The sequence below is a fragment of the Lysinibacillus sp. FSL R5-0849 genome, from assembly GCF_038595075.1.
Taxonomy (GTDB): domain Bacteria; phylum Bacillota; class Bacilli; order Bacillales_A; family Planococcaceae; genus Lysinibacillus; species Lysinibacillus fusiformis.
Genome location: NZ_CP152004.1, coordinates 4,616,253 through 4,631,553, shown reverse-complemented (window position 1 = coordinate 4,631,553; position 15,301 = coordinate 4,616,253). Strand labels below are relative to the sequence as shown.

Annotated in this window: 8 protein-coding genes; 3 read left to right on the top strand and 5 right to left on the bottom strand. The window is 36.8% G+C overall.

Translation table 11 applies throughout. The annotated features are described in order from the left end of the window. Positions 1–193: 193 nt before the first annotated feature. Both MKY80_RS23005 and MKY80_RS23000 read right to left on the bottom strand, forming a co-directional pair. Complete coding sequence (locus MKY80_RS23005; protein WP_342531374.1) at positions 194–4,135, bottom strand: S8 family serine peptidase; 3,942 nt, start codon at positions 4,133–4,135, stop codon at positions 194–196. A gap of 413 nt (positions 4,136–4,548) precedes the next feature. Further along, positions 4,549–5,733, bottom strand: coding sequence for an MFS transporter (locus MKY80_RS23000; RefSeq protein WP_342533100.1), 1,185 nt, complete (start codon positions 5,731–5,733; stop codon positions 4,549–4,551). A gap of 302 nt (positions 5,734–6,035) precedes the next feature. On the opposite strand from MKY80_RS23000, the gene MKY80_RS22995 reads away from it, so the two are divergent. Beyond that, positions 6,036–6,848, top strand: coding sequence for an MBL fold metallo-hydrolase (locus MKY80_RS22995; protein ID WP_090002678.1), 813 nt, complete (start codon positions 6,036–6,038; stop codon positions 6,846–6,848). Between the two features lie 84 nt (positions 6,849–6,932). Here the strand turns inward: MKY80_RS22995 and MKY80_RS22990 are convergent, their stop codons facing one another. Then, positions 6,933–7,910, bottom strand: a complete 978-nt coding sequence (locus MKY80_RS22990; protein WP_342531372.1) for a tRNA-dihydrouridine synthase — start codon at positions 7,908–7,910, stop codon at positions 6,933–6,935. Between the two features lie 263 nt (positions 7,911–8,173). On the opposite strand from MKY80_RS22990, the gene MKY80_RS22985 reads away from it, so the two are divergent. Beyond that, on the top strand, positions 8,174–10,048 hold the full coding sequence (locus tag MKY80_RS22985) for a leucine-rich repeat domain-containing protein (RefSeq protein WP_342531370.1): 1,875 nt from the start codon (positions 8,174–8,176) through the stop codon (positions 10,046–10,048). Positions 10,049–10,139: 91 nt separating this feature from the next. After that, a complete protein-coding gene (locus tag MKY80_RS22980; RefSeq protein ID WP_342531368.1) occupies positions 10,140–10,730 on the top strand; it encodes a hypothetical protein in 591 nt (196 codons plus the stop codon). A gap of 67 nt (positions 10,731–10,797) precedes the next feature. Here the strand turns inward: MKY80_RS22980 and MKY80_RS22975 are convergent, their stop codons facing one another. Together MKY80_RS22975 and MKY80_RS22970 are read right to left on the bottom strand one after the other, a co-directional pair. Beyond that, on the bottom strand, positions 10,798–12,438 hold the full coding sequence (locus MKY80_RS22975) for a thiamine pyrophosphate-binding protein (protein WP_342533097.1): 1,641 nt from the start codon (positions 12,436–12,438) through the stop codon (positions 10,798–10,800). Between the two features lie 33 nt (positions 12,439–12,471). Then, positions 12,472–15,249 carry an EAL domain-containing protein gene (locus MKY80_RS22970; RefSeq protein ID WP_342531366.1) on the bottom strand — a complete coding sequence of 926 codons (2,778 nt, stop codon included), beginning with the start codon at positions 15,247–15,249 and terminating at the stop codon, positions 12,472–12,474. Positions 15,250–15,301 lie beyond the last annotated feature (52 nt).

The following is a 15,301-nucleotide window of genomic DNA, read 5'->3' as shown; positions in this document are numbered from 1 at the left end:
TAATGTTCATAAATAAAAGCCACACTTGGCAGCGTTACGAAGATCCTCATCATATGTAAATGATGTTATTTATGATAGATAAAGAGGTACAGATTTTTTATCAAAAATGGCGAGAATATCAATGACCTTATAACAACAGCCAAAAAGAGAAATTGCACAGAGCAATTTCTCTTTTTGCTTGAATTGAGGTAAATTATGCCTTAAGCATGATAACTTCAGTATTATTTTTATTACCATTACCATTACCATTACCATTGCCGTTACCATTACCATTGCCGTTACCATTACCATTGCCGTTACCATTACCATTGCCATTGCCATTGCCATTGCCATTGCCATTACCATTACCATTGCCGTTACCGTTACCGTTACCGTTGCCATTACCGTTACCGTTGCCATTACCGTTACCATTACCGTTGCCATTACCATTACCATTGCCGTTACCATTACCATTGCCATTGCCATTGCCATTGCCATTGCCATTGCCATTGCCATTGCCATTGCCGTTACCACTGCCATTGTCATTACCTGGCTTTTCAACTAACACATCAAATGTTAGTGTGTGGTTACCATACGTTACCGTAATCGTCGTAGTACCTTGACCTTTTCCTTTTACAACGCCTGCATTGACAGTAGCTATTTTAGTATTTGCTACTTCATAGGTTGCAAGCTTAGTAACATCTTTTTCTGTTGTTTGACCATTAACAGTAGTTACTTCAGTAATCTTCACGGTAACTTCTTTACCGATTCTTGTTTCAACCTGTGCTTGGTCAATTTCTAGTGTTACTTTTGGTTCTACAACAGGTGCTTTAACTGTAACATTTACCGAAACAGTATTTTTACCGTATGAACTAGTAATGGTAGTCGTACCTTCACCTACTGCAGTGACTAATCCATTTACTACTGTTGCAACATTTTCATCTCCAACAGCATACGTAGCTTTTGATGTTACGTCTTCCTCTGTTGCATCACCTTCTGCAGGTGTTGATGTTTCCGTTACCTTAAGCTGTGCAGTTTCCCCAGCTGTAAGGTCTAGCTCAGTTGGATTTACAGAAAGTGTTACTACTGGTTCAACTATTTCTTTTTCATATATTTTTGCTTCCCCAACATTCCCGGCAGCATCCGTAATGACTACAGATACAGCATTAGTTTCCGCTGTTACTGGGAATGTGAAGCTACCATCTTGATTTAATTCAAAAGCAACAGGTGCTTTTACTTGGCCATTTACCGTCGAAATATAGGAAGCTTTTAATTTATCATTTAAATTGTAATGTAAATCATATAAAGCTAATTCTTCATTGTAGTCGATATATTTATCTGTTACTTGTCCTGTAGCGATGCCATCAGCTACTGAACCCGAAATTTCTGGTTTAGTCGTTTTCACAATAATTGGTCCAACATAGTCGGAAATTGCACCTGATGCTGCAAGACCTGTAAAGTCAATTGTATAGAGACCATCTGGAATCGTTGTGGCAGGTTCTGTTCCCCATGGTTTGTACTGCCCACCAATATTCAGTGTGTAAGAGCCTTTACCTAGCGCTGTACCTGCATGGAGATAACCAATGTAGCCGTCTCCGTATTCGCCACCTTCAGGATTCATAATATCCCACAGCTCGATATAGTTAGTTGTTACATCTCCAGTTAATGTGAATGAAAGGACTGCTGAATCTTTCACGCCATCTCCGTTAAAGGATAGGTCTGTTTCTGTAATCTTGTAATCTTTAATTTCCGTTACTGCCTCGCCGCCAAGGTCAGCTGCGAATGGTAATGAAATTTCTGTATCTCCTCCATTGATATAAATATAGCCTAGTATTTCAGAGCCGTTTGGTGCTGTAGCCTGTGAAGCAGTTAATGTAATATTTAACACTTGCTCACCGTTTAAATTAAATGTCGGCTGATCGACTGTAACCGTTGCATCACCAAATGTTTTGGTCACATCAACTGAAACGCTATAATTACCACCGTTTCCTTTCATGTCTTTTACTAGAACTTGTTTCGTTACAGAAATATCCTGGTCCTTCAGTGATTGTGGACCGAAAGTAACTGTACCTTTCAAGTTTTCAGTAATGGCACCCGTTCCATCTAAAATTGCGGTATCAAGTGCATAAGCAAGAATTTCTGGGTGCGCTGCAGCGTACGGATTTACACGCCCCGCACCTTGAGAAAACACATCGTATGTTGTTTTATCTAAAACCTTGGCCGTATTAGAAAGCGCCACTTTTACATCAAACGCATTCCAATTAGGATTGGCTTGTTTAACTAATGCCACAATACCTGCAATATGCGGTGTTGCCATAGAAGTTCCTGTTTTACGGCCATAAGCTTCTGCATAATCCGCATCAGGGAAATCTTTTTTATACATTGGAATTGTTGACATAATATTTGTTCCAGGTGCACTTACATCTGGTTTAATATCAAAGTTTGGAGTAGATGGTCCACGTGAACTTGAAGAGTTTACATCATCCCCCAGTGTCTTTGTGGAAGCAAATTTACTGAAGCTTATTTTGCCTTTTCCGCCTGCTAATGCAGCGCGCATGGCATTGCCATCCGTTTGAGACATATCAAATGTTGGTAGATATTCGAATGCATCACCAAGGAATGTGCCTGAAATGTCCGGTGCATTTGATCCACCTGCAAAGTTATGAATAATGGTTGCGACAGCTCCATTTGCCTTTGCATTCGCAATTTTATCAACGAAGGCGATACTGCCACGAGAAATCAATGCCACTTTACCGTCTACATCAATTCCTTCAAAGTCTTTTACTTCTCCATTTCCTGGAACAGCAACTACATCAAATTCTCCTTGAAGCTGTGTAGCTACATTTTTTCCGAAAGTAGTTCCCATTAATGGAAGCTGTTTAGTTAAATTGTAGTTGCCAATTGTCACTTTCACTTCCCCGTTGTACATGATTTCAGGATTTGTTGTGTTACCAACAGCAATTCCTAGACGAGCGGTTGCAGGCGTCCCCATTGTTCCGCGATTCGGACCAGAGTTCCCTGTTGCAACTACTCCGATTGTTCCAGCTATCATCGCATTATTTATAGCAAATGAACCAGCATCTGTTTCAGTGTTAGCTCCCCCGCCAAGTGAAAGGTTGATAATGTCCATTTTTTCAATGACAGCTGTTTCAATTGCTTTAACAATACCTGAGGTAGCACCACTTCCATATGCCCCAAGAACACGGTAAGCATAAAGGTCTACTTTTGGAGCGATCCCTTTAATGCCGTATTCGTTAGCGCCGATTGCCGCAATTGTTCCAGCAACATGTGTACCGTGAGATGTATAGAACGCGCTTCCTTTTTCATTAAATTCAGGTGTCCCAGCTGGACGCTCTGAAGGCGATGTTTCCGAGGCATCATTATCAGCCCGAGGCTTCGTGTAAGTCGAAGAGTTTGGAATAAAGTTCTTTCCGCCTTTATAAATTCCAGCGAATTCAGGGTGATCTGTATCAATACCCGTATCTAATACAGCTACTTTTATTCCTTGTCCTTCAAGCCCTTCCTTCCAAAGCTCTTCGATGCCAAGAAAAGAATTACTTGTATTCATTTGAGCTTCTAATTGATCTTCCTTTATAAGTTCTGATGATTTCGTCGAATCATCTTCTGATGCGTGAACAATGACATCAGGTTCTATTAATGTAATTCCTTCTACTGTAAGCAGTTTCGGGAGATCGTTTGCTTTCACAGTTGCCGCAAAACCGTTTAAAACAGTATCAAATGTATATCCTTGAGTCATTTGAACCTTTTTAGTAGCTAACTCTTTTTTAACTTGTGCTTGCTGTACTTTTACATTGGAGCGAACTACTTTTGCTTGGGCATTAGAGAATTTTTGGCCTTTGATTTCGCTTATACCTTGCTCTAGTGCAACAGGCTTTTCAGATAAATGAACAATGACTGCAACCTGTTGATTGCCTGATACATTTTGCAAGCTTTCGTGGAGAGTTGGACCATCTTTAGACAAGCTTAGCTGTTCAGCAATAGCCGCCTTTAGTTGGATAATACTTTCACTTTGACTATCCTGCTTGAATGGTTTCGATTCTTCAGCACTAGCACTCGACAATGGAACCAATAAAGAGAGCACCATAACGAAAACTAGAATACTACTTAAAAACTTCATAAACTTAAAATTTTTCAAATCTCATTTCCTCCCCTACCTTTAATTATCACACTTTTCAGTTTAGTGTGATATTTCCAATTTATCACAATTGAACTAATTCGAGAATCGGAATATTTAAATATTCTGAAATATTGATAATTAGTATCATTTTATGAAATATAGATTAAATCTATCTTCCTAGTAATGGAATAAAAAAGGGGAACTTTCGAATGAGAAATACCTATCGGAATTTCCTTAATTAATCCTATCCAAACAGATAAAGTAGGTATAGATGGCTGTAGTAGCTTATAGAAAAAGAGGGAGGCCAATAGGAGGAGTGATTGGGCGGATTATTTTATAGCTTAAAAATAAAAATAACTGGTGATTTTTTTACAAATCGCCAGCTAAAAGTATGTGGTAAACTACTTCATCAGTAAATGTCATTTGATTTTTTATGCAGATTGTTTTTGGTCTAAGTGATGACTAAAAAATGTTAATAGGCTTGCACAGATTGCAACGAGCCCACCTACCCATGTTACATTCATTAAATTCCCTTGATGATAAACAATTCCGCCTAATGCAGATCCAAAGGCAATACCTACGTTACTCGCAACTGGCATAAGAGAAGCGGCCAATCCTTTAGCGCTTGGTTGGAAAATTTCAGCAAGATCAATTAAATATAGCTGAGTAGATGTTGTTAACAGGATTGCCATTAACGACATTAATCCGATGTTGACTAGTCCTAAAATAAAATGATTGGTGGTCCAAAATAAACAAATTAGCACAATTGCCTGCACGAGAAAAACAAAACGAAGGCGACCGATAGCATTGTGATTGGCAATTTTACCAGCGAGAATATTGCTGAATATCGAAATAAACCCATATCCAAAAAGGATAAGACTAATAGAATTATTTGGAGCTCCCATTGCGTTCAAAATAGGAACAAGGTACGTAAAGACCGCGTAAGTTGCACCAAATCCTAGAGCAGGAATGAAAAAGGCCATTAAAATACGTGGCTTGATTATGAGAGAAAACTGATCCCGTATGGAGCTACGTACTTGTCTGAGCCCTTTTGGCAAGACGAAGAAGGATGCCAAAAAAGCAACCCCTCCTAGTAAAGTGGTTAACATGAAAGTGGCATTCCATCCATACGAGTTGGAAATTACAATACCAATTGGTACTCCCACGACATTTGCCAGTGTGAAACCGCCGAAAACGAATGAAATGGCAAGTCCACGTTTGTTACTCGGCATGGTTTCGCTTGCCACAATCATGGCTAGAGAAATTAAAACGCCTGTTACAACCGCTGTCATAATACGAAGTAGCAGCAGCATAATGTAGTTCGTAGAAATGATACACAAAGCATTAAAGACGATGAAAGCTGCTATTAAAAACAACATCCATTTACGCTTTGGAAAGTGACTTGTTGCGGACATCACGAGTGGTGTAGCAACGGCAAATGTAATGGCAAATGCAGAAACGAGTGTGCCTGCTTTTGCATTTGTCATTTGTAGACTTGAAGAAATATCAGTTAAGATTCCGACTATGACAAACTCACTTGTCCCCAACACGAATGTTAATGAAGTAAGTGTGAAAATAAGTAACCAATGTCGCTTGGATAATTGAGTGTGGTGCATAAATACCTCTTTCTTAGATGAATATAAATGTGTCACAGAGTAGATAAACAACCTAAACATCATATCATAAAATATTTTTACAAGAAAAATCTTTCTAGATTGCATGGAATTATTGGATTTCCACTTTCGATAAGGCTACTAATTTTAATAGCTACACCAACTATAGTTAAACATTAATCCTGCTTCCTTACATTTTTATTAAAGGAGGAATTTACTAAGTTTGGTCGAAATTTAACATGAAGAAAGCTTGTTCAAATTCTGCCGTACTAACAACCTTTAAAAAAGGAAAGGGAAGATTCCTGATGATTCAATTCCAAAACCATACTATTACAGTTTTTCAAAGTGCATTATATATGACTACCTCGGCAATCATTCAAACGAATGAAGCAATCATTATGACAGATCCTAATTGGTTGCCTAGCGAAATTCAAGAAATTCAAGATTTTATAAATAACATTCAGGGTGACAAACAACTTTATATTATTTATACCCATAGTGATTTTGACCATATAATTGGTTCAGGAGCGTTTCCAGAGGCCAAGGTAATTGCCTCTAAACGATTTGATGACAATTCGAATAAAGCAGAAAGCATTCAAAAAGTTCATCAATTTGATCAGAAATATTATTTACATAGGAGTTATTCCCCTGTATATCCTACAGTTGATATTGTCGTTTCAGAGGATGGATATACAGTAGAGTTAGATTCGATTACGATGACCTTTTATCAAGCCCCTGGCCATACAGATGATGGTTTATTTACAGTGATAGAGCCATACGGTTTATTCCTTTCGGGCGATTACTTGTCCGATGTTGAATTTCCGTTCATCTTTAGCAGCTATAAGGATTATGTGAATACGATGAATAAGGCTGAAAAAATTTTACATAATCATGCCATAACAACCCATATACCCGGTCACGGAATGACGACCCAAAATCAACAAGAAATTCAAAAAAGAATTGATAGCTCAAGATATTACTTAACTCAGCTTCCACAAGATAAAGGAGAGTTAGAGAATTATTTAAGGAGCGAGTATTCATTTTTTGAGGGAATGAAAAGCATTCATACTGACAATAAAGAGATGATCTGTAAAGAAAGTTTAGAAGAGCATTTGTAGTCTTCTAGAATGCATCGAAATGTATGACAATGCAACCAAAAAGGAGATTGGCTTGCAATAGCCAGTCTCCTTTATTATGAAAGCTTACTTTGTTAATTGGTTTCCAGTAAACGCTGCAAGTAGTTCACGTACTTCATCGGTTGAATGGGCATTTATTAATTGAATTCGTAATTGATTAGCTCCCTTGAAGCCACGCACATATATTTTAAAGAATCGTTGTAATGCTTTAAATGAACGAGTTTCAAATTCCTTAGAATACTGATCATGAAGCTGAAGGTGAAGGGATAGCAAGCTCAGGTATTCCTCTGCACTATGCTCCTTCGGCTCTTGCTCAAAGGCATATGGGTTTGAAAACACGCCTCTCCCAATCATTACTCCATCAATACTGTATTGCTCAGCTAATTTTAAACCTGTTACTCGGTCAGGAATATCTCCGTTGATCGTTAGCAATGTATCAGGAGCTATTTCATCCCGTAGTTTTTTTATATCTGCAATCAATTCCCAATGTGCGGGGACCTTACTCATTTCTTCTCTTGTACGTAGATGAATAGAAAGGTTAGCGATGTTTTGTTTTAAAATATGAGTGAGCCACTCACGCCACTCAGCTACATCTGTAAAGCCAAGTCTTGTTTTTACGCTTACAGGTAAGCCACCAGTTTTAGCGGCTTGGATAATCTCTGATGCTAGTTCAGGATGAAGAATTAAGCCGGCTCCTTTACCACGTTCAGCTACATTATCGACTGGGCAACCCATATTAATATCGATCCCTTTAAAGCCCAGCTCTTTCATGCCGATACTCATTTGACGGAAATGTTCAGGGTTGTCTCCCCAAATATGGGCAACAATCGGCTGTTCATCTTCTGTGAAAGCTAAGCGGTTACGCACGCTATCCATACCGTCTGGATGACAATAGCTTGTCGTATTGGTGAATTCCGTGAAAAATACGTCGGGACGACCTGCCTCACTAATGACATGACGAAATACAACATCTGTCACATCCTCCATAGGTGCTAAAATGAAAAATGGTCGTGGTAAATCAAGCCAGAAATTATTTTGATTCATTGATGAATATCCTCTCTTTCCAAAATACTACCTTGCAAAAAGATAACATATTTCGTTTATTTCTTCACAACTAATTGGCTTAGGCACCTATAAGAAAGTTCGAAGTTGTTCCTCTTTACATTAATGGGGAATGATTATAGGTCTTCACAGCATTTTTATTGTTAATCTAAAGGAGGGATACCATTAGTATTTCTTAGAAATATTGACATTTATTTTTCAGACCACTAAGCTTAATTGGAAATAGACAGGGAGGGGAATTGCCAGTGGAATTTGTTACATTGAAATGTCCTAATTGTAATGGAAACATTGAATTTAAAGAGGGGCATTCATTCAAATGTCCATTTTGTGATACTGAAATAATGTTAAAAGAAAATAAAGTCTACTATGTAGATCAAACGATTAATAATTATTATGGTACAACTGCTCCTCAAACAGCGACACGTCCAAAATCGAATTTAAAAGTACTACTTCTTATTCCGATTGTCTTTCTATGTGTATTTTTTGGATATTTGCTGTTAAGCAACCATCAAAAAGAAGAAGGAAATTATGGAGGGATAGCTGTACGAACAATACCAGAAAGCGAGGTTTTACTACTCTTTTTAAAAGACGTTTTTGAAAAGGGAGATGTAATGCCAAGTGAAGAAGAGATTGCAAGCATCCGTTATTTGGCTGCCTATTTTTCTGAGGATCAATGGCATTTTGATTACAGTCTGGATGATACGTTTACAAATAAGGAAGCAGAAATTGTGACCTATACTATGAAGGATAAGTTATTAAACACACAAAAAATTGAACAAAAGGACTTCGAAGCATTTACTGGATTGACTGTATTGAAGCTGATGAATGATTATGAAATATCGCAAAGTGAAAAAGTAAGCTTTCGACATTTGAAAAACTTGAAAAGCTATACAGGGAGCTTTAATGAATCTTTTAGTAAAATTGCGGAATACTTTAGCGATAAATCTACGGTTTCAGAACTCTCTATCCAAATTCGAAGTAATAATGAGCTTGCTTTATTAGTAGAGTTTCCCAATCTCCAATCACTAGAAATATCTTATTTGACGGAAGAGGTCACAGATTTTCAGCTTCTAAATAAATTGCCGCTAAAATCACTGTCTTTAAAATTTACCAATGATTTTAAATGGCTATCTACTTTAACAAATTTAGAATCATTAACAATCGATAATAGTGATGCGACAGATTTTAGCTCTTTTTATTCATTGAATCAATTACAGGAATTGAAGCTTACTTCGGTAAGAAATTTAAAAGCTCTTGATTTCATACAAAACATGCCTAATCTCCAATCACTTGATCTTGAAAATATGAACATTGCTAATTTAGAAAAATTAAGAAATAAGTCGTCTTTAACAAAGCTACGCTTATCTTCTCCAGGTCAATTGGAATTACTTGATATTGTGAACAGCCTAACGTCACTCACAGAGTTAACGCTAACAGGTTACTATGGCGACATTTCACCGATAGTAGCGCCCCATTTGAAAAAGGCGGAAATAACAGGCTCTTTTATACCGAAGCTAGAGGCACCTAGTTTAAAAGATTTGATTGTGGACATAAGTGGAGCGGATTCGACATTAAATGGTGCACAATTACGGAAATACCCAAAGCTCGAACAACTCACAGCGAAGGAGTATGGAATTTTTACAGAGATTAGTTCTTTAAATGACCTACCCAATTTGCAAACACTACATTTTGACGAGACAGTTTTTGAAGAGGGAACGAGGGAGCTATTCAATCTAAAACATGTAAAAACATTAAAATGTTCTAAATGTAATTTTCAATTTATTAATGAACATCCTTTAACGAACAATGTGCTGTTGCATTTAACTTTAAATGATGTATCGATGCGAGTAGGGAATGGTGATTGGGTGCATGAGGTTGATAAGGTGATGCCTTTCTTTGCTGGTTTTTCAGCTCTACGTTCATTTACTTTACAAGATAGTTCATTACAATCGTTAAGTTTTTTGGAGAATTGGCAACAAATTGAGGTGCTTCACTTGGAAAACAACGCTATTTCAAATATAGAGCCTTTAGTGAATCTACCGAATTTGAAAAAGCTTTATATTTTAGGAAATCCGGTACAAAATCAATCTGCTCTAAACAAGGAAATTATAGTTTATTAAGGTCATGCGTAATTTAAAACATTAGAAATGTGGATTTTTAGGTTATTACAATATGAGAGGCGATAAAATAGCTTTATGGGAGGGCCGAAAGATGAAGAAGGCAGAAATGATGGATCAGCATTTAGAGACGTATGAAGAAAAGATTAGTAGCATGGAGATTTGGCATACTGTAGATTTAATTTATAAAATTAACTTGGATGAGGCTCCTATTGTTAAAAAAGAGATGGAAGGAATGTCTTCATTATCAGGAAGAGAGGCCATAGATTCCTTTCTACAACAATATGAGGGAACTATAACAGGGGCAAAGGCTCGAAGTATTCTAAATGAAATGTTTGGTGTTAATTTGGATGCCATTTCCTCACTAGAGGGAGCAAGGCTAGCTTTATATTCAAAGGGTCAATGGATTGTTCAACATGAAAAGGATTTATTTGTCGTACATACAGGAGCAGGAGATATAGACGTGAAGGTCTATCCTACAAATTATTTCTTAGAACAAACTGGGCTTAAACAATTACCAACTAATTTACAGCAGGAGCTAGCAAGTATCGGATATTACTTCGATGATACAAAGGATAGCTATTATTACTCAAATCCGACGGGTGAAGCTGTTTCAGATGCTTTTAAAGGAAAAACAATAGGTGCGATACTCGGGGTTATTCAACAATCATTTGCACATTTATAAATTAAAAAGGTCATATAGAGGGGTTATTCATCCTATCTATATGACTTTTCATTATTAGTGATAAAATTTACTTTCCAAAAGAGGATAAAAATTTAACTCGATCTCCCATAGGAGGTGTATTATTGTCGGTTAACACTACTTCCAATACAGCCGGACCATTTAAATTCATCAAGTTATGAAGCATATCTTGGTTAAGTTCTTGCAACTCTGTTACTTGGAAGCTTGGTATATCCATCGCTGAAGCCATAGCACTAATATTAATTGGATGTTGTTCAAAGGATGGATGCGTACGCTTAAACTGTAAAGCATGTCCATGGTATACCATCCCTAAACGAGCATTATTCATGACAATAAATAAAATGGGTAGATTATATTCTTTTGCTGTTAAAATCTCCATCCCATGCATGAAAAAGCAACCATCTCCTGTAATACATGCAACAGGACGTTCAGGTTCAGCTAACTTTGAACCAATGGCAGATCCAATTCCACTTCCCATAGCTCCAAAATGGACATTTATATTAAATGTATCATAATCTACTACTTTCATATGATGAATGACATAGGACATAAATTCACCAATATCAATAGCATATCTTGTAGAGGCAGGTAAATATTTTTGAATAGTTAACAATACATTTTTCGTGTTATATTCCCCTGTGTTTGCTTCATAAATCCCTTTATTTTGTGTAACCTCAAACGAAGTTCTTGCTAGACCTTTAGCTCTTAGTTCTTCAATAAGCAATAATAAACTACTATGGATGTCACCTAGAACGGGTAGATCGATTTCATATTTACGGTTGAACACGGATTGATCAAAGTCCAGCTGTATTGAAAAACGATTTTTCGTAAGATTTAAGTTGTAGTTATTCGTAGCTGTCTCACCTAAACTTGAACCGACAATGAATAAAACTTGTCCATCGCCATCAGCTATTAATTGCGAGGCAGCCTCGTGGCCAGCAAAACCGAACACACCAACTAGGAGAGGATGATCCTCTGGAATATACCCTTTAGCTTGTGGTGTTGTGATAATTGGCCAATTTAAAATTTCTGCTAACTCTAATAGTTGTTCAACAGAGTTTCTTACCCCTTGTCCTACCAAAATATAGCCACTTCTTCTTGCTAATAGCTCTTCAGCTACACTTTTAATGGTATCTAATTCAGGAACAATAGCTGTTCCCTTTGGTGGAGCTGGTATTTCTACGTTTGGAACGGTTTCATGTTGAACATCTATTGGTATAGCGATATGTACAGGACCTGGCACGCCAGATAGAGCAATTTCTGATGCTTTTACTATTTCTGTTAGTAAATCCTTCGATTCTTTCACCGTTACGCTATATTTGGTAACTGGTCGGAAGATAGGTTCAGCATCTAACTCTTGAGAGGCATTTAAACCGATCGTGTTAACAGGAACAGCACCGGTTAAAAATAAAACCGGTAAATGCTCCCGCATAGCATTTGCGGCACCTGTTATTAGGTTTGTTCCACCAGGTCCACTACAACCAATACAAACACTTAGATGGTTGGTGTATTTTGCGTAAGCCGCAGCCATATAGGATGCTGCTCCCTCATGTTTTGTGACAATAGGTGTTAATTCACTCATATCATTGAGTTCATCAAAAAATGCATTGACGGAGCCTGCTGGAATACCAAAAATATATTGCACACCACTATTTTTTAAATACTCTAAGACTGTGCGAGCTGCTTTCATCATCATTTCTCCTTTGCATATTTATTTAATAGGCTAACAGAAATATTTTTTCATAATTTCCCCAGCTTTCATAGGCTTACTGAAAAAATATCCTTGCATTAAATGACAATTTTGTTCCAATAAATAGTCTGCTTGCTCCTTTGTTTCGACCCCTTCAGCAATAACCTCCAGTTTCAAATTTTGAGCTAGGGTAATGATTGTATTAGTAATAGCTGCTGCATCATCCGTTAACATTTCTTGTACAAAGGATTTATCAATTTTTAATGTGGAAATCGGTAAATTTTTCAAATAGCCTAAAGATGAATAACCGGTACCGAAATCATCAATAGCTAAATTGACCCCAAGACCATTCAATTGTGTCATTGTCTTTAATGTTACCTCTGTATTTTTTACAATTAGATTTTCTGTGAGCTCTAGCTGTAAATATTCAGGAGACAAATCTGTTTCATATAAGACATTTTCAATAATAGAAAATAAATTATTCTGTTCGAACTGATGGACAGATAAATTCACAGACATACTAATTAAAGGATATCCTTGATTATGCCACTCTTTTAATTGCTTGCATGCTTCCTTAAGAACCCACTCACCGATTGGAACGATTAACCCTGTTTCTTCAGCAAGTGGAATAAACCTATCGGGCGTTATCATGCCATGTTCTCGATGATTCCACCTTAATAAAGCTTCCACACCTTTAATTTTATTTGTTTTATAATTGATTTGTGGCTGATAGAAGATAATCAATTCATCTCGCTCTAAAGCCTTATATAAATCATTTTCAAGTTTGATACTCTCAAAAGTTCTTGTATCCATTCCTTCACTAAAGAAATGGTAGCTAGTGCCGGGCGTCTCCTTTGATTTATACATGGCAGTGTCGGCATTTTTGATTAACGTTTCTGTAGTATCACCGTTTTCAGGAAATAAACTGATACCAATACTTGTTTTAATATATATTTCATTGTCTATTAAATTAAAAGGTTGCGAGAAAGAAGCATTGATACAATTAATAACTTTTAAAATGTCATTCTCACACTTAATATTAGGTAAATAGATTGTAAACTCGTCTCCACCTTGCCTTGATACAGTTGCATCTTCTGGGACGCAAGCACTTAAACGTTTGGCAACACTTTGAAGCAATAAATCACCATAACTATGACCTAGCGAATCATTTACTAACTTGAAACGATCTAAATCCAAGTAAAGCACAGCTAATTTTTCACCATTTACTTTCGCATACTTTAGTCCTTGCGTTAGTCTGTCTATTAAAAGAACTCTATTGGGCAAATCCGTTAAACTATCGAAGTAGGCGTGGTATTTAATTTTCTCTTCTAATTGCTTTCTTTGCGTTATATCTTTAAATGTAATAACTTCGCCTACGACTTTATCCCCTTCTTTTATTAAAGAAGTGACGTATTCAACAGGGAAGTTGGAATGATCTTTTCTGAAAAATACTTCATAGCTGTTAAAATTTGCATTTAAAAAGGGTGAAACAGTCATGTTGTCCTCTGCTTCACAACCACTCATAATAATTTCAACTGATTGTCCAATCAATTCTCTATCTGTTTCATACCCCAGCATGAGCGCACCTGCTGGATTGCAAAATGTAATGTTACGGTCAAGATCCAATCCAAAAATCCCTTCACCTGCCGAGTTGAGAATTAACTCTTTTTCACGGCTAAGCTGTTGTAACTCCGCGACTACTCGTTCAAGCTCTTTATTTTTGTCTCTTACTTCTGATGTTCTCTCCTCAATAATAATCTCTTGTTTTTCCATATATAACTGGTTGGATAAGGCAGATGCAGTAGTATCAACAATGGATTGAGCTAACTGTAATTGAGTCTCAGAATAGAAAAAAGGTTTATTTTCAAGATTCACAATCGAAATTTGTCCTAAAATTTCACCCATTGAAATCAAAGGAAACATAACTAAACCATTTATACCGAAATTACGACAAACTTCATGATTTGGCCTGTCATCCTCAAATACATTTGGAATAAGAATCGCTTTTTTTGTTTTAAAAACCTCTTGCATGACAGGATCATTGCTCTCATCAATTTTTATTTTGTTATGCGTTTTAAGCCAATTTTCTTCGGTCCAATCGCTATCCTTACTCAACTTAGCCGGTTTAATACTTTTTTCTGCTAAAGGATCTAATAAATGAACACCTATATTTTTATTATCTAAAACCTTTTCTAAGTAGAAAAAGCATTTATCAAGGCTTTCCTGTAGCGAAGAGCACATGGATAAGTCGCGTGTAACATCGAGCAGTAACTGCTTTTCATTTATAAGATGCTCTTTATAAGTTAAGTTGTTTGCGTTTTGAATGGCCACCGCAGCCATATTTACATAGGCCTCAACCGTTTGAATTTCTTCCTCTGTTAAGTTCATTGGAATTCCATAATCAAATAAAAAAACAAGTCCAAATAACTCTTGTTCAAACGAAATAGGAAGTACTAATAAAGATTTAATATGAAATCCTTCAACGGCTCTAGGGTCAGGGCGATTGTCTCTTGAAGTATCAGGAATATAGATTGTTTTCTTTGTTTCAATCACTTCCTTCGCAAGTAAATCTATTTCAGTCTCAATGACATGCATATTCAATGTCCAGCCGTTAATCACTTCTGGTTTTCCTACATATCCTCTGAATGTTCCATCTTCTTGTGGTAAATAAATTCCCACTGAATCACAGTTGACGATTTCTTCAGATATTGCGATTGTTACCTGCTCCAATACTTCACGTAAATCTAGCTTCATGTTTATCATTTTCGTTATATTGGCCAGTCGAGAATATCTCGTTTGTTCTATAGACATGTAAATGAACCCCCAATTTTTTGTCATTGTCCTGTAGAAAAAATGTTAAATT